Here is an 18,589-nt window from a genome sequence, read left to right on the forward strand (position 1 = left end):
ATGGACTCCGCGCTCATCGCCGCCGTACGGCGGTTCAACCGGACGGTCACCCAACGGGTGGGTGCGCTCGACGACGAGTACATGGCCCAGGGGCGACCCCTCGGGCAGGCCCGCCTGCTCTGGGAGATCGGCCCCGCCGGCGCCGAGGTCGCCGCGCTGCGCGCCCGGCTCGGCCTGGACTCCGGATACCTCAGCCGGCTCCTGCGCGTCCTGGAGAACGACGGCCTGATCACCGTCGGGCCGGCCGACCAGGCCGGAGGCGACGGCCGGGTCCGCACCGCCGCGCTCACCGACGCCGGCCGTACGGCATGGACCGACCTCGACGAGCGGTCGGACAACCTCGCCGCCTCGATCCTCGAACCACTCAGCGAGCACCGCCGCGAACGACTCGTCGCCGCCATGGCCGAGGTCGAACGCCTCCTCGTCGGGTCGATGGTCGTCATCGAGCCGTGCCCACCGAGCGACCCGCGGGCCCGCGCCTGCCTGCGCGCGTACGCCCGGGACATCGCCAGTCGATTCGACGACGGGTTCGACCCGGCGCTGAGCAACCCCGTCCACGACGAGGCACTCGTCCCGCCCGCCGGCGTGCTCCTGCTCGCCACCCTCAACACCGAACCGATCGGCTGCGGCGCGGTCAAACTCCACCCCGACGCGCCCGCCGAGATCAAGCGCGTGTGGGTGGCCGACACCGTACGCGGGCTCGGCGTCGGGCGGCGGCTGCTGGGCGAGCTGGAACGGTACGCCGCCGAGCGCGGCGCGACGGCCGTCCGGCTGGACACCAACCGCAACCTCACCGAGGCGATCGCCATGTACCGGGCGGCGGGTTACCGGGAGATCGAGGCGTACAACACCGAGCGCTACGCCCACCACTGGTTCGAAAAACAGTTCGGGGAGTGAGGGCGTGCTGAGTCTCGACCAGGCATCGGAGCTTAAAGGAATTCGTTGGATTCACTCGACGCAGGCTGAGCTGGTGCGCTAACGCGCTCGCTCGCTGAGGTCGATCCCTTGACGGCTCATAGCCTGTGTCGCACATCCGACAACAAGGTGCGACAACCTGCAGCGTCGGCTCATCGTACTGCAAGGCGAGGGTGAATTGCGGCGAGGCGGAGGGTGTTGATCGAATGTGAAGCGCCCGACCACGTTTCCCTTAGCTATTGATCAACGACAGGCTGCGTCTGCCAAGCGAGTAACCTTTGTGAATCTTGCAACAGTCGCTATGCTGCCCCCCATGCCCCGAGAGACCGATCGCGACAACCTGCGGATCGAGCAGGCTGCGGTACGTGCCCGGCAAGCCGATCTCCGGGCTGATAAGGCTGAGCTGAGGACGAAAGAGATCAGCCTTGAGCTCGAGAAGCTCCGCGACAGGCACCTCCGCCGACGAGAGTACGAGAGGTTCCAGCTATGGAGCCGTGTGATCCAAGGGGCTACTTGGGCGTTGATCGTGGCAGCAACGTACTTTCCGCTCAGGGCGGTCGAGCAGATGTTAACGCATTTCGAGAAGGACGCGCCGGAACTCACTAATGCACTGCAGATATCGATATCATCCTCCTTTGCTTTACTCTTGGTCTTGGCGATCACCGGCGCGCAGAGCAGGCTGCGCAAGAGAAAGATCAAGGGGCAGCGCGTTCGCCTTAAAGCCCTAGAGCAGGAGTTGAAGAGCTACACCGAAGAGCAGGAGGGTGCTACGTCATGAGCGCAGGATCCACTCCATTTTTCTTCATGCTCCTCTTTCTTGCGCTTTCACCGTTCCTTATCGTATTTCAAGTGACGCACTTGGCCCATAGTTCGTACCGGAATAAGCTTTGGCAATTGCGTGATCGATTGATTGACGAGCTCCGCAGAGGCAGCATCTCCAAGAGTGCTGCGGCTCGCACCATGCAGATGTTGCTTGAGCAGCAAATTGAGGTCGCAGGTCGTCATACACTGAAGGACACCATACTGGCGATCTCAATATATAAGGTAGACGGGGATACCTCGGTCTTTGAAGAGATCCTCCGTAAGGGAACCCCTCCTGGCGACAGGGAACGGCTTTCGATGTATTTGAGAGAGCTGAGAGAGGCGACTATCCAGCACCTTACTTGGGGTTCTGTCGTCGGTTGGTTCGTAATACCCTTATTCAAGGTTGTCAACCGAATGCTTTTGGCCTTGCCTTCAGGTGCCCGTAGCAACGCTTCGGCAGCGGCAGGCACGGAGTCTCGTGTCCGTGCAAGGCAGCGCCAGGACGGCATAAAGCATGGCCAGGAAAGCAAGCGCCCTCGCATTTCTGCGACGGGTGGTGTTAACGTCCACCATCCTTTGCAGGAGAGGACGCTCGAACGGGCTGAAGAGATGAAGCAAAAGGTTGAGCGTGCCGAAGTGCAGATAATGCCCGAAGCGGCGCCCAACCGACGTGTGCGGCACGCAAAAGAGTTGCAGATGGCAGATCTCCATCGCGCCTAGCCTTCAACTTTCTATAGCCTGCTTCATCGCGATAACTGCAATGTTCTTTCGTCGTACTATTTCGTCGCCTTCTTCGCTCAAGCCGTCCCTTAGTATCGCCATCAGATAGCTCTCGGCGGTTTCGGCAACGTCAGTTGGGCCGAGTATGGTAATTTCTGCTATGGCCGCCATGGCTTCAGATCGCGCATCCCTCATGGCGACCACGCTCTCTTTGTCGCTCGTCACCTGGTTTGCAACGATTCTCGTCGCACAGTCTTCCATTTGGTGTGTTGCTTTCAGGAACTTTCCGTAGGCCGCTCGCCGGTCGGCCTTGAGTGCTCTGCCCTCCTGGAGCGCAAACTGCTTGTGCGCTAACCAAATCGTTGCAGATATGGTGACTGTGCCAACGATGCCGGTTACGGATGGTGCGACCCATTCCCATGCCATGGTTCAATTATGCGAATTAGTCGTGGGTTGTAAAGGCCGGGGAGCGCATGCCGTATCCATCTCGCTCGGCCGTCGTCTAGTTCCGAGGCACAGACGACCACCTTGAACGCCTTCGCGGAAAGGATCTTGACGGCAGGCTATTCGACGGAGTTGGGGTGACGCGCGCCGAACGATCGAACGAATGGGCGTCTCGTTGCCGATAGGGCTGATCACTCTCCCGTCGAGCCGGCGGGAGAGTCTGGCTATCCAGGTGGCGATGGCACCTCGGATGGACGTCCTCTCGCGCGGGCGGCGTCCGAGATGGCGACGCCGGCCAGGACCGCGGCGGCGGCGAGGGCGGCCACGATCGGCGGTACGAGGAACATCAACGGCGTCAGGGCGGCCAGGGCGAGCAGCCCGATCGGCCGATCCCGGGACACCCGGCTGAAGACCACGTACTCGAAGCGGGAGCGCCCGGCCAGGAACAGCGCCGGTCCGCCGAGGATGATCGCGATCCAGGCAGGTTCAGGATGCCCGGACGGATGGGCGATGACGAGTTCGGCGCCGACCGCCGCGACGACGACACCGGCCACCATGACCAGGTGGGCGTAGAACGCCGACAGTCCGAGGCGGGCCGGATCGCGGGAGCCGGCGATGGCTGACGCCGACAACTCCCCGGCACGGTAGATGTAGATGCGCCAGAGCAGGACCGTGGCGGCGATCGACACCAGGAACGCCGTGGTCCGGTCGGGTGCGAAGCCGCTGCCGCCCAGGGTCGACGCGGAGACCAGGATCATCTCGCCCAACGCGATGATGAAGAACTGTCGGTGGCGCTCGGCCAGGTGTTCGGCCGCGCTCGGCAACTCCGAGGGCGGCGAGCGGCCCAGGCCGGGTGTCAGGTAGCGGAGTTTTCCGGCCAGATAGTCGATGGCCACCGCCAGCACCCACAGTGCCTCCCGGACGGTGCCGTGCACCAGTGCCCCCGCGATCCACGGCACGGCGGACACGCAGAACCAGATGACCACCCGTAGGGCGCCGCGCTGCAGCTCGTGGCCCCGCAGGGCGATGAGAAGGCCGATGCTGCGACCGACCTGGACGGCGACGTACGCGCCCGCGAAGACCAGGCCCTGCGCTCCGAAGGCCTCCGGTAGCGCGACAGCCATCAGCAGACTGCCGACCAGGGTCGCGATGACCAGCAGTTGTATCGTCGGCCGCTGCGGGTCGAACCGGTCTGGCACCGTCGCCGTGCTGCACCAGACCCACCACACCGCCAGCAGCAGCACCAGCGTGTGGAAGGCCTTACGCCAGGTGAGGTTCTGGCTGAGCACCTGCCCGAGCTGGACGAGCACGTAGACGAACGCCAGATCGAAGAAGAGCTCCAGGAAGGTGGCCCGCTGCGGATCCCCGGGCTTCCGCAGCAGCTTGCCCGCCCTGCTCGTCGTCATCGGCTCGCCCGTTCTGTGGGTTATGCGCGCTCTGCGGCATTCGTACCACGTGGCAGGGGTGAGCCAGCCGGGCTACTCGATGGAGGTGAGGTGGCGTGCGGCGCTGGCGAACGACCGGATGAGTTCGGTCTCGTTGCCGGTACGCCAGATCAGCCCCCATTGGCCCGGCGGAGCGTCGTGGATGGGCACGTAGGCGAGGTCCGGCCGTGCGTAGTAGCGGGCGGCCTGCGCGTGGACCGGTGAGACGGCTTCGCCCGTGACGAGGATCGGGATCATCTCCTGGAAGTTGGAGACGGACGGGCCGATCGGGATCAACCGTCCGCTGGGTGTGCGTACGGGCACCAGGATCTCCCGCCAGTAGTCCGGCCGGGCCCCGCCCATGACCGTCTCGTCCGCCAGGTCCTCGTAGGAGACCGACTCGCGGCCGGCCAGTCGGTGGGTCGCCCCGACGGCCAGCACGATGGGTTCGGTGTAGATGACCGGGCCGACGGTGAGGTCCGGTTCCTTGACGGGCAGCCACACGATCTGCACGTCGATGTCGCCGGCGCGCAGTTGACCGAACGGGTCGCCGAAGTCGACATGCCGGAGTTGCACCTCGCACTCCGGGTGGTCCTTCGCGAACCCGTCGAACAGCTCGCGGAAATCGTGGAGGTTGACGGCGATCGACCCGACCCGCAGCACCCCGGTCCTGCCGCGGGCGGCGAGCCTGGCCCGGTCCATGCCCTCGTGCAGCCCTCGGTACATGGGCTGGATGTCGTCGAAGAGCCGTTGACCGATCGGTGTGAGTGCCACCTGCCGGTTGTTCCGCTCGAACAGCGCCGCGCCGATCCGACGTTCCTGCTTCCTGATCGCCTGGCTGACCCGGGCCTGGGTCACGTGCAGCCGCTCGGCGGTGCGGGTGAAGTGCAGTTCCTCCGCCAGGGTCAGAAAGATCTCGATGTCGCGGAGTTCCATCACTGTCCCCGATCCACTCATTAGCGAAGGGTTATGGCACGTTGCCAGATGTGATCTTGTAGCCCGGGGCCTCGCCGGGCAGGCTGAGGGACGTCGGAGCGGAACAGCATCAGGCACCTTAACGAGGAGATCGTCGTGCGCAAGCTCGTGTATTACATCGCCGCCACCCTGGACGGTTTCATCGCCGGTCCCGACGGCGCCGACCCCACCGGCCCCGACGGCTTCTGGCCCATCCCGGACGACTACCTGCGCCACCTCGTCGGCGAATATCCGGAGACCCTGCCCGGTCCGGCCCGGCAGGCGTTCGGCATCACCGACCAGGGCAGCCGGTTCGACACCGTGCTGGAAGGGCGCCACTCCTACGAGGTGGGCTTGAAGGCCGGGGTGACCGACGCGTACCCGCATCTGCGCCACCTGGTGTTCTCCCGCACGCTGGGCACCAGCCCGGACCCGGCCGTCGAGGTCATCGCCGAGGACCCCATTGCCACCGTACGAGAGCTGAAGCGCCACGACGGCAGGGACGTCTGGGTGATCGGCGGCGGCGCCCTGGCCGGTGCCCTCTACCCCGAGATCGACCAGCTGATCATCAAGCTTGCCCCGTTGACCATCGGCGCCGGCATCCCGCTGTTCGGTCGCGACGCCGTCTTCGCGCCAACCACCTGGCGCCTGACCGACCACACCGTTCTGGACAGTGGCGCTCTCTTCCTCACCTACACGCGCACACAGACCGGGAACGAGCCCGCATGAGCACACCCCCCCAGCGGCGTCACCATCCGTCCGATCACCGGGCCGGACGAGATCGCCCTGTTCAACCGCCTGCCGTACACCATCAACCACGACCTCGACGACGACCTCGCCGACAAGCGCCGCCGACCGGAGTGGATGTGGGTGGCCCTGCGCGGCGACCGCCTGCTCGCCAGGGTCGCCTGGTGGGGTCGCGGCGACGACAGCGCTCCGCTGCTGCTGGACATCCTCGACGTCGACGACGGTGCCGAAGACCTCACCGAGGTGGCGCAGGCGTTGTACGAGACCGCCGCGAAGCAGGTTCTGGCACCCGGCGCGGTCCCTCCCGAATACGGCCGCTTCCTCCCCGCCGACTGGCGCGAGGACCCGGACACGTACCGGGCGGTGCGGACCAGGATGGGCGTTCTCGAGAGCACCGGCGCACGCCTGACTGTCGAACGGCTACGCCTGGAGTGGCGCCCCGCGGCCGGCCTGCCCACGCCGGACCAGCGACTGGCCTTCCGCCCGGCCCTGGACACCGACGAGCTGGTCGCGCTGATGACCCGCGCCCTGGACGGGACCCTGGACGCACACAGCCGTACCGACCTTGCGCAGATGTCGCCCCACGAGGCCGCGCTCAAGCACTACGAGCAGGAACTCGCCACGTACTCCAGTCCTCGTGAGTGGTGGCGCATCGGCACGTTGGGCGAGAACGGCGACCCGGTCGGGTTCGTCATTCCGGCGCGCAACGCCTACCACCCGGTGATCGCCTATCTCGGCGTCGTCCCCGAGCACCGGGGCCACGGGTACGTAGACGGCCTCCTCGCCGAAGGCACCCGAACCCTCGCCGCCGAGGACGTCCCACGCATCCGCGCGGCCACCGACCTGGGCAACGTACCCATGGCAAAGGCCTTCGCCCGCGCCGGTTACGTCAACTTCGAGCGGGCCATCAACATGGCCTGGCACTGACCAGCGACCGCCGCGGTGAAGCCCATTTGCCGCGGTCACGGCCGGCCCGCGGCGGCTACAGCCGTTCGAAGCTCTCCATGCCGGCGAGTTTCAGCACCTCGGTCCGGGTTGCCGGGCATTCCTGTCGGGTCTGGTCGTCGATCTGCCGGCCGGTCGGCACGGGGCCCTGCTTCTCGTACCAGGAATAGAGGTTCACGGTGAGGTTGGCCATGACGCCCGTCTCGGACCCGATTCCCTTCAGGGTCGGCAACTGGCCGTCCAGGTAGGCGCACACCTCCTTCGCCGACACCTGCGTGGAGCCGCCGTCCGGAGTGGATCCGGCCGCGCTGGACGCGGCGGCGGTTGTGGTGGGGCTGTCCGGCGCCGCAGCCCCGGGCTCGGGCGCGTCGGTGCACGCCGTCGCAGCCAGCACGAGGCAGACGGCCGGCGCGAGCAGACGGATCGTTCTCATCGGGTTTCGTCCTGACGTGGTTGTTGGTGGGTGGCGGACGGGTTGTCAGCCCCGACGGAGGTTGCGGCGACGAGCCAGAGGCCGGTGGGCAGCCGGTAGCCGACGCCAGGCTCACGGAACCGGCCGAGCAGCCGGGCGACTCCCGCCCCGGGCCGAAGCCTGCCCAGCCGGCGGAGCCGCCCGGTACGCGGCACCGGCCGGGCCGACCTCGATAAGCCACTCGGCCACCGTGTCGGCGTCGTCCGGAGTCTCCACTGCGACATCGCACGGCGTGATCGTGACGGCGGTGAAGCCGGCGCTGGTGAGGATCCGGACGAGCCGGGCCGGATCGGCGAACGCGAACGGACCGGGCTCGTCACCGACCGGGAGCGGTGGTAGCGGTCCGAGGTGCGGTGCGGCACCGAGCATCGCCGCGGACAGCCACGGGTTGACGCCGCTGTCGCGAAAGACGGTCGCGGCGAGGCGCCCTCCCGGGCGCAGTGATCGCCGGATCGTGCGGCAGCCGGCAACCGGGTCCGCCAACAGCATCAGGGTCATTCGGGAGTACGCCGCGTCGAACGGGCCACCCGGCACGACATCGAGAGTCTCGATGTCGGCCACGTGGAACTGGATGCCCGGGTGCCCGTCGGTGGGGAACCGGCGCCGAGCGGCGGTCACCATCGCCTCGTCGAGGTCGACACCGATCGCCGCGCCGGTCTCGCCGACCGCGGCGGCGATCTCGGCCGTGGTGCCGCCGCAGCCGCAGCCCACATCGAGGACGCGTTCGGCGGGTCGTGCGGCCAGTCGATCCATGGCCGCTGCGCCCAGCGGTCGGCCGGTTCCGTCCTGCCGATCGGCGTGGCGAATCCAGCCAGCTGCCGCTCCCGCCCAGAAAGCGGCGCTGCGGGTCCGCAGGCTGGCGGTGTCGGCCATCAGAACGGCATCTCGGTGCCGTCGACGCTCATCGAGCGGAAGTGAGCCGCCTTCGTCGGGTCGAAGCCGTCCTCCTGTGCCGCCAGGCCAGCGGCCCGGACCAGCCGTTCGGACTGGAACCGGCGGAATGCCGCTTCGTCCTGCCAGATGTTTGATGATCCGCCAGCCGTCCTCTGTCGGCCCGGCGACATGGGCGAGGAGGCCCGGGGGCCGGTCCGGCCCGAGGTGTCGTTCCACCTGCCGGTATTCCGCCTCGCTGACGCCGGGCATCTCCTGCAACACACCGAACGGCATGGCCGCCGCCTCTCGATAGAGTGACACTCTATCCAATAGAGCACTACACTTGAGAGGTGGTTGTCAAGAGACGTTATGACTCTTCGCGCCGACAAGAGCAGGCCCGACAGACCCGGCGAGCGATCCTCGAAGCGGCTGGCCGGCTGTTCGTCGACCCTGGCTACGCGGCTACACCGCTGACCGCTGTCGCGGTGGAAGCCGGCGTCGCGGTCCAGACCCTGTACGCGGTGTTCGGCAGCAAGCGGCAACTGCTCTCCGAACTGGTCGACGTCACCCTGGCCGGCGACGACGAACCGGTGGCCCTGCCGGACCGGCCCTTCGTCGCGGAGATCCGCGCACTCGCCGATCCCCGCGCCAAGCTCACCCGCTACGCCCGCCATCTGGCCGAGGTCAACGCACGACAGGCTCAGGTGATGCTCGCGCTGGCCGGGGCTGCCACGGCCGATCCGGACGCCGCCGAGATCTGGCGCAAGAACGTCGACGACCGCCGCCGCGGCATGGCCATGTTCGCCGCGGAACTCGTCGGCACCGGGGGCCTCCGCCCCGACCTGGACGTCGAACAGGTGGCCGACATCCTCTGGTTGGCCCAGGACGTCCGCAACTTCGACTGGCTCGTCCGGCAACGCGGCTGGCGGCCGGAGCAGTACCAGCGCTGGTATGTGGACACCGTGAGCGGCGCCCTGGCCGTCAGCGCCGACTAGCGGACAGGCCCGGCCCACCACCGCATCTCGACCGAGCGGCACTGGTCGAGATGCGGTGGCGGCGGCGAACGCTCGGACGGGTCCGTCTCGTTGCCGGTGCGACCCTCGTTGGGGTCAGCCCTTCACCGCGCCCGCGGTGAGCCCTTCGGTCAGGAAGCGCTGCCCGAAGGCGTACATGACGACCACGGGGATGCTGACGAGCAGCGACGCCGCGGCGAGTTGTCCCTGGGGCACGACGTCTCCGGCGATCATCGACTGCATCCCCACCGGCAGCGTCTTGTACTCGTCCTTCGTGATGAACACGAAGGCGAAGAGGAACTCGTTCCAGGCGTTGGTCAGGGTGAAGAGCGCGACCGCCAGCAGCCCTGGCTTGGCGAGTGGCAGCACCACCTTCCCGAACGCCTGGACGCGGCTGCAGCCGTCGACCAGCGCGGCCTCCTCCAACTCGACGGGGATCGACGAGAAATACCCCACCAGCAGCCACGTGGCGAACGGAAGCGTGAAGGTCGGGTACGTCACCACCAGGGACCACAACGAGTCGGTGAGCCGTGCGCCGATGAGCATCTGGTACAGCGGGATGAACAGCAGCGCACCCGGCATCACGTAGGTGAGCAGCACCGTGACGGTGAAGCCCTGCGCACCGCGGAACCGCAGCCGGGCCAGCGCGTAACCGGCCAGGGCGGCGCAGACCAGTGCCACCGCCGTGGACGCCGCGGACACCAGCAGGGTGTTGAGGTACCAGCGGCCGAAGGGCTGGTTGTCGAACAGGGCACCGAACTGGTCCAGAGTCCACGGCGTCGGCCACAGGTCGTCGGTGCGCATGACCACCTGGCCCTCGGACTTGAAGGCCGTGACGAAGATCCAGTACAGCGGGCCCAGCACGAAGAAGAGCAACCCGGCCAGCGCGACCCAGGACCCCAGACCCGACACCGCTGACGACGACCGGCGACCGCCCCGGGACTGGAGGGTCGAGACCACCCGGCCGACCGCCACCGCGATCAGCAGAATCACTCCGAGGACCACCGCCGCCTTCCAGAAGATCTCTGGCGATGCCCAGAAGAGCAGACCGGTGACCACTGCGGTGACGAACCACGGCAGCGCTCTGCGCGCCGTCCCAGCCCACCGCCGCGCCCCGATCCGCCACGCCGCCTGGCGTCGCCGGGGCAGTCTGATGTTGGTGTCCTGACGCAACAACCGGACCAGGACGAACACCAGCCCACCGATGACCGGCAGCATGACGAGCGTGACCGCCGCCCCCGCGCCGTACTGCAACTGCAGGATCGCCTTCGAGTACGCGACGAGCACGTACGGCGCGGTCACGTCGCCCGGGCCGCCCTGGGTCAGCAACCAGACGAGGTCGAAGTTGTTGAACGTCCAGATCGACGACAGGGTCACCGTCACGGTGAGCACGTGGCGCAGCCCGGGCAGCGTCACGTTGGTGAACCGCTGCAACGACGAAGCGCCGTCGATTGTCGCCGCCTCGTAGAGGTCCGCCGGGATGGCCTTCAACCCGGCGAGGAAACACACGGTGAAGAACGGCACCCCCTTCCAGACGTTGACCAGGATCACCGACGGCATGGCCAGTGACGGGTCGGACAGCCAGCCCGCGGGCCAGCTGTCGACCAGGTGCGCGCTGGCCAGCAGCGGCCCGATTCCGGTAGCGGTGAGCAGCGTGTTGACGCTGCCGAAGATCGGGTCGAGTAGCGCGCGCCAGCTGAACGCCGTCACCACCGTCGGCACCACCCACGGCACGAGCAGCAACCCGGTCAGCAGGGCCCGGCCGCGACGCCGATGATGCAGTAGCAGGGCCGCGGACAACCCCAGCACAACCTTGAAGATCTCGGCGTACGCGGTGAAGACGAACGAGTTCACGACGCCGGTGTGGAACTGCTCGTCGCCGACGAGCGCGAGGTAGTTGTCCAGGCCGACGAACACGGTGTCCTGCCCGTGCCGTTCGGTGGTGCTGGTGACGATCGACCGGGCGATCGGCACGAGGACGAGACTGCCGACCAGCACGGCCATGGGCGCCAGGAACAGTGCCCCCAGCCGCCAGTCACGACCCAGCCGCCGCTGGGTTGCCGTGAGAGAGCCGGGTCCCGGCGGCGGGGACTTCCTCGCCGCCGGGACCCGCGCAGGACGGACCGAGCTCACTGCGGCAGCCCCTGCTGGTTGAAGATCTGCACCATCTTCGCGTGGGCGCTCGTCACGGCCTGCGCCGGCGCCGTGCCCTGCACGACCTGCTGCATCATGTCGGTGAGGACGTAGGCCGACCCGACCGCCTGCTGGCCCGCGCTGGCCTTCTGCGGGAAGGCCAGGCCGTTCTTCGTGTTCAGCGGCAGCTTCAGTTCAGTGATCTTGCGCAGCATGGGGAACGCCGGGTCGCCGCTGGTGAAGAACGGGTCGGCGTCCCAGACCTTCTCCCAGGCGGGCATCACCAGGCCGGGTGCTTCCTTCGCGACCCCGAGCAGCGCGGGCGCGCTGACCAGGTACTGGGCCAGGAGCTTGGCGAGCGCGGGGTTCTTAGCACCCTTGAAGACGACGAAGCCCTGCGACTGGCCGAGCAGCAGGGGGTTGTTGGTCGCGGGCCCGATGCAGTCGGAGAACACGTGGGTGTTCTCGTGCACCGGGTTCTTCTTCGTCCTGGAGTCGGCGTAGACGCTGAACTGGTTGCGGGTGTAGCCGAGGACCCCGGCGAGCCAGTTCTCGTTGTTGCTGGTGTCGGTCCAGCTCGCCACCCCGGGCGGCAGCATCGGCTTGTACCTGGGATTGGTGTAGATGTCGCCCAGGAAGGTCACCGCCTGCACCGTCTCCGGGGAGTTGAACGTGACCTTCCGGCCGTCGTTGGAGGCGATCGACCCGCCGTAGGCGTTGATCAGGGCCTCGATCATGCCGTTGCCGTCACCGGACCGGTTCACCGTCATGCCCCAGCCGAATCGGCGCTTGGCGGGATCGGAGATCTCCAGGCACAGATCCCGCAACTCCTCCCAGCTGTAGATGTCCTTGGGGGAGATGCCCTTGTCCTTCATCCAGTCCTTGCGCAGGAACGACCCGATACCGATGAAGTGGTACGGGATCGCGAACCACTTGCCGTCGAAGACGCAGAAGTTCTTGGCCTCAGCGCAGGGCTCGCCGTACTTGGCGGTCAGCGCCTGGACGACGTCCGTCACGTCCTCCAGGTCGCCCAGCGCCTGGAACTGCGCGACGAACCGTGAGTCGGTCATGAACGCCAGATCGCGCGCCACCCCGCCCTTGACCTCGGCGTCGATCTTGGCCACCACGTCACCCGCGTCGGCCTGGACCAGACTGTTCTCGATCTTCGTGCCGGTGGTGTCGGCGAACTTCTTGATCGAGCTGTCGAGGGCGTCGTTCGCGGCCGTCGAGTACAACTTTTGCGACAGCATCCCCATCGAGGAGCCCTTCATCGCCGCCGCGGCGTCGATCAGCTCCTGCGGAACCTCCGCCTGCACCTTGGAGGGCGAGTCGGATTCGCCGCCACAGGCGGCCAGGCTGGCTGCGCCGAGAACCCCCACCCCCATCCCCAGAAAGCCGCGCCGTGACCAGGCTGGATTGTTGTCCATGGACTTTCGCCTCCTTCAAGTCCCCGCAGCACAGCACGCCGAGGGCGTAGCTCGTGCTTCAGGTGTGTCTTCATGACGGCGACCACGGACGAGTCGCCCGCATCGATCAGTGCGTTGAGGCGATCGGGGGCCGGGCCGAGAAAGCAGCGTTGACGTACCAGTTCGGTCGGGCCACGGGACCACCACCGTTCGAGATTTCGAACTGAGTTCGAGATACCGTATCGAGTGGTCGCGACGCTAGAGCAGCGCTCTGAGCGATGTCAATGTTTCGATGAGGTTTCGAGCCGAAAGCGGGAAGTCGGCTATCGAGACAGAGCCCGGTAGCCCATCCGGGCCGACAGCGCCGCAGCGCCCTCGCGAACCAATCCGGTCCACTCCACGTGCGCCTCGGGGGTCCAGCGAATGATCGGCGCGGACAGGCTCATGGCGGCGATGGTGGTGCCCGAGTGGTCTCGGATCGACGCGGCGACGCAACGCATGGCGCTGTCAGACTCACCAATGTCGACAGCGACGTCGTCAGCCCGGACACGGTCGAGATGCTCGCGGAGCCGGTCCGGGTCCGTGATGCTGTCCGGCGTCATGCCCGGCAGGTCGCCCTTCGTCAGGACGTCGTCCAGGCTCGCCTCATCAAGGGCGGACAACAGGATCTTGCCGACCGCCGTGCAGTGAGCCGGCAGCCGCCGCCCGACCGCGGAGACCATCCGAACCGGATGCGTGCTGTCGAACTTCACCAGGTAGATGACATCGGCACCGTCGAGCACGGCCACGTGGACCGCCTCGTCGCAGGCGGCGGCCACGTCCCGCGCGACGCACTGCGCCTCGCGGACCAGGTCGAGCCGGCCGGCGAACGCCGCGCCAAGCTGGAACAGCGGCATGCCCAGCCGATACTGCACCGGCTGACCCGGAACGGAGATCAGGTACGAGCGAGCCTCGAGCGTGACAAGCAGTTCGTGGACGGTGGTACGGGGCAGGTCGAGCCGCTCCATCACCTGACGGGCCGACAGTTGGGGGCAGTCCAGGAACAGTTCGAGGACGTCGAGTGCGCGGATGACCGCCGGTACCACACGGGGCATGTCGATAGTCCCTTCGCAGTGCCGGACCCCGTGTCAACGATCTCCACGGGCCAGCACCTGAAGAGGATAACTGCGTCAGCCCTCGACGCCAGGTTCCGGACTCGTCATCGATTGGAGCGGTATCGATTCGGTCAGATCGTGCCGAGCTGGGCAATCTTCGGACACTTGCGATCCGGCCGCCGGTCAGACGTGGAGGGCGCACGGCTTGGCATCCGCTGCGGCACGTGTCGGGGTGCTTGCTGTGGTGGGCCGCCAGGGACTCGAACCCTGAACCTATGGATTAAAAGTCCACAGCTCTGCCATTGAGCTAGCGGCCCGCGCGCTCAGGTTACCCGACGGTGAGCGGCGGCGACTCTCGGCTTCCGGCCGACCGTCGATGCCTGCCGTCAGCCGGCGCTCGCCGTGCCTGATTGTCCCCGGGTCACCGACAGGCCCGGCGCGGTGAGGTTGATCAGGCGACGGCGGGGAACCGGGATGGGCATGAGGGCGAGCAGCATCCCGGCCGTGGCGGCCTCGGGCGAGGAGATCGGGCCGGACGGCGTACGGCAGCCGGGTGGCGAGGTGCATGCCTGGCGGCCCGGTCAGAACCAGACCGTGTGCGGCCTCGCTCTGAGCCGGACCCGGTTGCGTCGTTTCCCGCATGTGCGTTTCGACTACTCGGGCACCGACGTGCTCACGGAGGCTGACGCGGTGGGCTGGATCTGCCCACGTTGCCTGGCCGCTACCACCGGCCGGCGGGGGACGGAGAAGCACGGCTGGGTCCGCGACTCTCCTCGCCCTTGATCGACTCGGGTTTCCGAAAGTCGGGCTGTCGTGCCCGCCGGGATACCGCGACTTTCAGGAAGCCGAGTGGATCAAGCCCGCCACGCACGCCACGCACGCCACGCACGCCGGGCACGCCGGGCACGCCACCCGCGTGGGCGGGCGGTTGAGCTGCTGCTGGGCGGGTACGGGGTCGGGCATGCGGATCGTGGTGGTGGGGGCGAGCGGCAACGTCGGTACGGCGCTGCTGCGGCGGCTGCGCCGGGAGCGGGGCGTGGAGCTGGCCGGGGTCGTTCGACGGTTGCCCGGCCCTGATGCGGGCGAGCCGTACGACCAGGTGGAGTGGCACTCGTGCGACATCGGTGCGCCGGGCGCGGCGGGGCAGCTCGCCGAGGTGTTCGCCGGTGCGGACGCGGTGGTGCACCTGGCCTGGCAGATCCAGCCCAGCCACGACCAGCGGGTGCTGCGGAGGACCAACGTCGACGGCAGTTGGGCGGTGATCGACGCGGTGGTCCGGGCCGGTGTGCCGGCTTTGGTGTACGCGTCGTCGGTCGGCGTCTACGCGTCCGGCCCGAAGGACCACCCGATCAGCGAGCGGTGGCCGGCCACCGGTGTGCCCGGCTCGTCGTACAGCGAGCACAAGGCCGAGGTGGAGGCGCTGCTGGACGGGGTGGAGCGCGAACACCCGGCGTTGCGGGTGGTGCGGATGCGACCCGGGTTGATCTTCCAACGGGCCGCGGGCACGGAGATCACCCGCTACTTTCTCGGCCCGTTGGCGCCGGTGCGGCTACTGCGCTTCGGCCGGATCCCGCTGGTGCCGACGAACCGCCGGTTGCGGATGCAGGCGGTGCACGCCGATGACGTGGCCGATGCGTACGCCCGGGCGGTGTTGGGTGATGCGCGCGGCGCCTTCAACCTCGCCGCGGACCCGGTGCTGACCCCGGAGCTGGTGGCCCGGCACTTCCACGGTTGGACGGTGCCGGTCGCCGCGCCCGTGCTACGGGTGGCGGCGGCGCTGACCTGGCGCGCGCGGCTGCAGCCGGTCGACGCGGGCTGGGTGGAGCTGGGTCTGAACGCCCCGCTGATGTCCAGCGAGCGGGCGGAGACCGAGCTGGGCTGGCAGCCCACGATCAGCGCGCTCACGGCGCTCAAGGAACTCTTCGCGGGAATGGCCGACGGTGCCCACACGGGAAGCCCGCCGATGTCCGGCGCACGGGACCTGCCGGGCCGCCCCGCAGCCCTGCTCGAAGCCCGCCCCCCAGGCCAGGGAAACCCCTACTGACCCCAACCCGCCCGGCAGGCCCGGGTGATCAAGAGGTTTCGGTCAGGAAACGCGGCTCCGGTGACCGAAACCTCTTGATCACCGGGGCGGGCGCGGAGGCAGGCGCGCAGGCGCCGGATCCGCAGGCGCTGGGCTGCGGGCTGGGTCAGCTCAGTTTGGATGCCGTTACCGTGGGGTTCTGGGCACCCAGGAAGAAGATGCCGGGGAAGCCGCGGGTCTCGAACTTGCCGCTCGGGTTGCGGCGCAGGGTCGAATTTTCGATCTTCATGGTGCCGGTGCGGTTGTTGCTCACGAAGAAGACCGCACCACCGCCCTCGTTGGCCTTGTTGTTCTCGATGATCGTGCCGGCGATCCGTACGGTGAACTCGTTGCCGTCGCAGTAGATCGCGCCACCGCTGCCGCCACCCGGCGTGCCGGACTTGGCCGGGTTGGCGCCGCTGCCGATCGCCTCGTTGTGGCTGAGCACGCTGTTGAGCACCACCCAGGAAACGCCGATGCTGCTCAGCGCGCCCCCGTTGGAGCAGGAGCCGCCCTGGCCGGCGGTGCCGCCGAAGGTGCTGCCCACCACGTACACCGGCTTGTTCTCATGCTGGCTGAGCACCCGGATGGCCGCGCCGCCCAGGTCGGGGCCGGTGCGATCGCAGCGGTTGCGGACGAAGCGCGAGTTGACCACCTTGAACCGCCCACCGCGGACGAAGATCGCCCCACCGCCGCCGCCCTCGGCCTTGTCACCGGTGGAGTTGCCGTCGGCGAACGTCAGGTTCTGCACGGTGAGCTGCGGGTGGTCCTGGTTCTGGCAGTGCGAGGTGGTGAAGCCCTGGGCCTCGTCGCAGGTGTTCATGTAGAGGATGCGGCGCTGGCCCTGGCCGCTCAGCGTGACAGTGCCGCCGCCGTCCAGCACGACCTTCGGCCCGTTGGCGTTGCGGACCTTCGCGGTGGCGGTCATCTTGATCGTCACCGGGGCCGGCCCGCAGTTGAACGTGATGACACCGCCGGCCGCGACGGCCTTCACGACCGCGGCGGAGGTGCAGCTCGCCGGGGTGCCGGTGCCGACGGTCCGGGTCGGCTTCGAGGTGTCCACTGCCCGGGCCTCCGCCGGCACGCTGGCCCTGCCGTTCGGGTTGCCGGCCGCGAGGACCTTCTCGGCGGGCTTCGGGCTCGCGCTGGCCCCTGGGCCACCGAGGCCGTCGCGGGCGACCGGCGCTTCGCCCTGGCCGGCGGTCGGCAGGGCTGTCGGCGAAGCGGACGAGCCGGCCTCGAAGGCGGGGGCCGGATCGTTGGGCGCGCAGGCGGGCAGGGTCGCGGTGGCGACACCGAGGACGACCAGAGCGGCGAGCGACGTCATGCGCACCCCGTGATGCTAGGGCCTGTGTCCCGACGATCCGCAGTGCCGGTCTGATGGGCTGGCCTCAGAAGTCGGCGAAGAGATACGGCACCCGGCGGGGGAAGATGCCGCGCAGCTCCGCGGCGGCGTCCACCGGCACCTCACCCAGACCGCGCAACGGCAGCTCGGCCGGGTCCAGCACCCCGTACGCGAGGGCGGAGAGCCCGGCCGCGGTGAGGGTGGCGGTCGGCGTGCGGTCGGCGGTGTCACCGACCAGCTCCAGCGCGCCGGTCGTGCCGTCCAGCAGGTGCGTGCCGGCGAGCCATCGGTCCCCGGTCAGCTCGACGCGTACCCGGCCGGGGCCGGCGGGCAGCCCACGCAACGCGTCCAGCGACAGCAGGCGGGCCATCGGAGCCGACGCACCCGGCACTGCCGTCCGCGCCTCGACGTGCACGTCCAGGTCGGTCAGCCACAGCTCCGGCAACTCGTCGGGCGGGACCTGGACGGTGATCCGGTCGATCTGGTCGACGTGCCGGGCGAAGAACTGCAACAGCAGCGCCCGCGCGAGCGGGTCGGCGACCAGCAGCTCGTTGCCGTGCAGCGTGCCGCCGTGCTCGTCGATCCGGTACGTCACCGCGCCGGTGACCTCGCCGGCCACCCGGGCGGTGATCAGCCAGTATTCGTCCCGGTCGCGCATCCCGACCGCCCGGTAGTCCGGGAAGATCGAGAAGCCGTGTCGTTCCTGGAGGTTGCGCTCGGTGAAGGCCCGCCACGCCGGATAGCCGGCGGCGATGCGTTCCCAACTCACCTCGCCGGGCAGGTCCACCCGGAGCAGTGACCCCAGGTTGGCCGGGGTGAAGGTGACCCGGCGCGGCTTGGGCAGCCCCGTGTAGCCGAACCGGGCGTAGAAGCTGGGACGGAACGGGTAGAGCGCACTGAGCGAGTGCCCCTCGTCGCGCATCTCGTCGAGGAGTTGGTGCAGCAGCGTCCGGACGTGCCCCTGCCGGCGGGCCAGCGGGTGGGTCGCCACCCCGGCGACACCGGCCATCGGCAGCACCACCCCGCGCAGGTTCTGCCGCATCGGAATGGCCGACGCGGCGGCCAGCGTTGCGCCGCTCTCCTCGGCGATCAGCGTCCGGTTGCCCTCCTGGTAGGTCAGGTAGTCGCGGAACTCGTCGATCCGGGCCGCACTGAGCGGCGAGGACTCGAAGGCGTACGCGGCCAGCGGGAAGCTGGTGGTGAGACGGTCGTCGGCGGTCACCCGGCGGATGGTCATT

At 68.3% G+C, this 18,589-nt stretch carries 19 protein-coding genes and 1 tRNA gene; 8 read left to right on the top strand and 12 right to left on the bottom strand.

Annotated elements, in window-relative coordinates; translation table 11 throughout:
• The 3 genes from CLT68_RS07715 to CLT68_RS32550 all read left to right on the top strand — a co-directional run bounded on the left by CLT68_RS07715 (position 1) and on the right by CLT68_RS32550 (position 2,439).
• Positions 1-897 carry a helix-turn-helix domain-containing GNAT family N-acetyltransferase gene (locus CLT68_RS07715; RefSeq protein ID WP_099849757.1) on the top strand — a complete coding sequence of 299 codons (897 nt, stop codon included), beginning with the start codon at positions 1-3 and terminating at the stop codon, positions 895-897.
• Between the two features lie 331 nt (positions 898-1,228).
• Positions 1,229-1,693: a hypothetical protein gene (locus tag CLT68_RS07720; RefSeq protein ID WP_143743143.1), complete on the top strand. Its 465-nt coding sequence runs from the start codon at positions 1,229-1,231 to the stop codon at positions 1,691-1,693.
• Complete coding sequence (locus CLT68_RS32550; protein WP_143743144.1) at positions 1,690-2,439, top strand: hypothetical protein; 750 nt, start codon at positions 1,690-1,692, stop codon at positions 2,437-2,439. Before CLT68_RS07720 ends, CLT68_RS32550 begins: the two co-directional genes overlap by 4 nt.
• Positions 2,440-2,442: 3 nt before the next feature.
• On the opposite strand, the gene CLT68_RS32555 is transcribed toward CLT68_RS32550, so the two are convergent.
• From CLT68_RS32555 to CLT68_RS07735, 3 genes are all read right to left on the bottom strand, one after another.
• Positions 2,443-2,865, bottom strand: coding sequence for a hypothetical protein (locus CLT68_RS32555; protein ID WP_143743145.1), 423 nt, complete (start codon positions 2,863-2,865; stop codon positions 2,443-2,445).
• Positions 2,866-3,107: 242 nt separating this feature from the next.
• Entirely contained in the window at positions 3,108-4,289 is a 1,182-nt protein-coding gene (locus CLT68_RS07730; protein ID WP_099849763.1) for a low temperature requirement protein A, read from the bottom strand.
• A 72-nt stretch (positions 4,290-4,361) separates the two neighbouring features.
• The gene (locus CLT68_RS07735) at positions 4,362-5,264 is read right to left on the bottom strand and encodes a LysR family transcriptional regulator (protein ID WP_486482101.1); all 903 of its coding nucleotides are present in this window, start codon (positions 5,262-5,264) and stop codon (positions 4,362-4,364) included.
• 114 nt (positions 5,265-5,378) lie between these two features.
• On the opposite strand from CLT68_RS07735, the gene CLT68_RS07740 reads away from it, so the two are divergent.
• Together CLT68_RS07740 and CLT68_RS07745 are read left to right on the top strand one after the other, a co-directional pair.
• Positions 5,379-5,990: a dihydrofolate reductase family protein gene (locus CLT68_RS07740; protein WP_099849767.1), complete on the top strand. Its 612-nt coding sequence runs from the start codon at positions 5,379-5,381 to the stop codon at positions 5,988-5,990.
• Between the two features lie 135 nt (positions 5,991-6,125).
• Positions 6,126-6,935 (top strand): GNAT family N-acetyltransferase, encoded by an 810-nt coding sequence (locus CLT68_RS07745; protein WP_486482102.1) that lies wholly within the window; start codon positions 6,126-6,128, stop codon positions 6,933-6,935.
• Between the two features lie 55 nt (positions 6,936-6,990).
• On the opposite strand, the gene CLT68_RS07750 is transcribed toward CLT68_RS07745, so the two are convergent.
• From CLT68_RS07750 to CLT68_RS32820, 3 genes are all read right to left on the bottom strand, one after another.
• The gene (locus CLT68_RS07750; RefSeq protein WP_099849771.1) at positions 6,991-7,386 is read right to left on the bottom strand and encodes a hypothetical protein; all 396 of its coding nucleotides are present in this window, start codon (positions 7,384-7,386) and stop codon (positions 6,991-6,993) included.
• A 111-nt stretch (positions 7,387-7,497) separates the two neighbouring features.
• Positions 7,498-8,298, bottom strand: coding sequence for a methyltransferase domain-containing protein (locus tag CLT68_RS07755; RefSeq protein WP_158240870.1), 801 nt, complete (start codon positions 8,296-8,298; stop codon positions 7,498-7,500).
• Positions 8,298-8,489: a hypothetical protein gene (locus CLT68_RS32820; protein ID WP_158240871.1), complete on the bottom strand. Its 192-nt coding sequence runs from the start codon at positions 8,487-8,489 to the stop codon at positions 8,298-8,300. Before CLT68_RS32820 ends, CLT68_RS07755 begins: the two co-directional genes overlap by 1 nt.
• Positions 8,490-8,648: 159 nt before the next feature.
• Here CLT68_RS32820 and CLT68_RS07760 point away from each other — a divergent pair, with 159 nt between their 5' ends.
• Entirely contained in the window at positions 8,649-9,293 is a 645-nt protein-coding gene (locus CLT68_RS07760; RefSeq protein WP_307871518.1) for a TetR/AcrR family transcriptional regulator, read from the top strand.
• Positions 9,294-9,407: 114 nt separating this feature from the next.
• Here the strand turns inward: CLT68_RS07760 and CLT68_RS07765 are convergent, their stop codons facing one another.
• The 4 genes from CLT68_RS07765 to CLT68_RS07780 all read right to left on the bottom strand — a co-directional run bounded on the left by CLT68_RS07765 (position 9,408) and on the right by CLT68_RS07780 (position 14,261).
• Positions 9,408-11,315 carry an ABC transporter permease gene (locus CLT68_RS07765; RefSeq protein ID WP_486482103.1) on the bottom strand — a complete coding sequence of 636 codons (1,908 nt, stop codon included), beginning with the start codon at positions 11,313-11,315 and terminating at the stop codon, positions 9,408-9,410.
• 125 nt (positions 11,316-11,440) lie between these two features.
• Positions 11,441-12,871: an extracellular solute-binding protein gene (locus CLT68_RS07770; protein WP_099849777.1), complete on the bottom strand. Its 1,431-nt coding sequence runs from the start codon at positions 12,869-12,871 to the stop codon at positions 11,441-11,443.
• A gap of 302 nt (positions 12,872-13,173) precedes the next feature.
• Positions 13,174-13,944 carry an IclR family transcriptional regulator gene (locus CLT68_RS07775; protein ID WP_088951000.1) on the bottom strand — a complete coding sequence of 257 codons (771 nt, stop codon included), beginning with the start codon at positions 13,942-13,944 and terminating at the stop codon, positions 13,174-13,176.
• Between the two features lie 242 nt (positions 13,945-14,186).
• Positions 14,187-14,261 (bottom strand) — tRNA-Lys (locus CLT68_RS07780).
• A 163-nt stretch (positions 14,262-14,424) separates the two neighbouring features.
• On the opposite strand from CLT68_RS07780, the gene CLT68_RS07785 reads away from it, so the two are divergent.
• A complete protein-coding gene (locus CLT68_RS07785; protein WP_099856895.1) occupies positions 14,425-14,727 on the top strand; it encodes a hypothetical protein in 303 nt (100 codons plus the stop codon).
• A gap of 178 nt (positions 14,728-14,905) precedes the next feature.
• Complete coding sequence (locus tag CLT68_RS07790) at positions 14,906-15,988, top strand: NAD-dependent epimerase/dehydratase family protein (protein WP_099849779.1); 1,083 nt, start codon at positions 14,906-14,908, stop codon at positions 15,986-15,988.
• A 145-nt stretch (positions 15,989-16,133) separates the two neighbouring features.
• On the opposite strand, the gene CLT68_RS07795 is transcribed toward CLT68_RS07790, so the two are convergent.
• Both CLT68_RS07795 and CLT68_RS07800 read right to left on the bottom strand, forming a co-directional pair.
• Positions 16,134-17,333: a hypothetical protein gene (locus tag CLT68_RS07795; protein ID WP_099849781.1), complete on the bottom strand. Its 1,200-nt coding sequence runs from the start codon at positions 17,331-17,333 to the stop codon at positions 16,134-16,136.
• Between the two features lie 64 nt (positions 17,334-17,397).
• Positions 17,398-18,588 (bottom strand): GNAT family N-acetyltransferase, encoded by a 1,191-nt coding sequence (locus tag CLT68_RS07800; protein WP_099849784.1) that lies wholly within the window; start codon positions 18,586-18,588, stop codon positions 17,398-17,400.
• Position 18,589: the final 1 nt, after the last annotated feature.

The sequence above is a fragment of the Micromonospora sp. CNZ299 genome (genome assembly GCF_002754415.1).

Coding starts and splice junctions, on each gene's coding strand:
- CLT68_RS07715 (WP_099849757.1), top strand. CDS start 1: ATGGACTCCGCGCTCATCGCCGCCGTACGGCGGTTCAACCGGACGGTC.
- CLT68_RS07720 (WP_143743143.1), top strand. CDS start 1,229: ATGCCCCGAGAGACCGATCGCGACAACCTGCGGATCGAGCAGGCTGCG.
- CLT68_RS32550 (WP_143743144.1), top strand. CDS start 1,690: ATGAGCGCAGGATCCACTCCATTTTTCTTCATGCTCCTCTTTCTTGCG.
- CLT68_RS32555 (WP_143743145.1), bottom strand. CDS start 2,865: ATGGCATGGGAATGGGTCGCACCATCCGTAACCGGCATCGTTGGCACA.
- CLT68_RS07730 (WP_099849763.1), bottom strand. CDS start 4,289: ATGACGACGAGCAGGGCGGGCAAGCTGCTGCGGAAGCCCGGGGATCCG.
- CLT68_RS07735 (WP_486482101.1), bottom strand. CDS start 5,264: ATGAGTGGATCGGGGACAGTGATGGAACTCCGCGACATCGAGATCTTT.
- CLT68_RS07745 (WP_486482102.1), top strand. CDS start 6,126: ATGTGGGTGGCCCTGCGCGGCGACCGCCTGCTCGCCAGGGTCGCCTGG.
- CLT68_RS07750 (WP_099849771.1), bottom strand. CDS start 7,386: ATGAGAACGATCCGTCTGCTCGCGCCGGCCGTCTGCCTCGTGCTGGCT.
- CLT68_RS07755 (WP_158240870.1), bottom strand. CDS start 8,298: ATGGCCGACACCGCCAGCCTGCGGACCCGCAGCGCCGCTTTCTGGGCG.
- CLT68_RS32820 (WP_158240871.1), bottom strand. CDS start 8,489: ATGTCGCCGGGCCGACAGAGGACGGCTGGCGGATCATCAAACATCTGG.
- CLT68_RS07765 (WP_486482103.1), bottom strand. CDS start 11,315: ATGGCCGTGCTGGTCGGCAGTCTCGTCCTCGTGCCGATCGCCCGGTCG.
- CLT68_RS07770 (WP_099849777.1), bottom strand. CDS start 12,871: ATGGACAACAATCCAGCCTGGTCACGGCGCGGCTTTCTGGGGATGGGG.
- CLT68_RS07775 (WP_088951000.1), bottom strand. CDS start 13,944: ATGCCCCGTGTGGTACCGGCGGTCATCCGCGCACTCGACGTCCTCGAA.
- CLT68_RS07785 (WP_099856895.1), top strand. CDS start 14,425: ATGAGGGCGAGCAGCATCCCGGCCGTGGCGGCCTCGGGCGAGGAGATC.
- CLT68_RS07790 (WP_099849779.1), top strand. CDS start 14,906: ATGCGGATCGTGGTGGTGGGGGCGAGCGGCAACGTCGGTACGGCGCTG.
- CLT68_RS07795 (WP_099849781.1), bottom strand. CDS start 17,333: ATGACGTCGCTCGCCGCTCTGGTCGTCCTCGGTGTCGCCACCGCGACC.
- CLT68_RS07800 (WP_099849784.1), bottom strand. CDS start 18,588: ATGACCATCCGCCGGGTGACCGCCGACGACCGTCTCACCACCAGCTTC.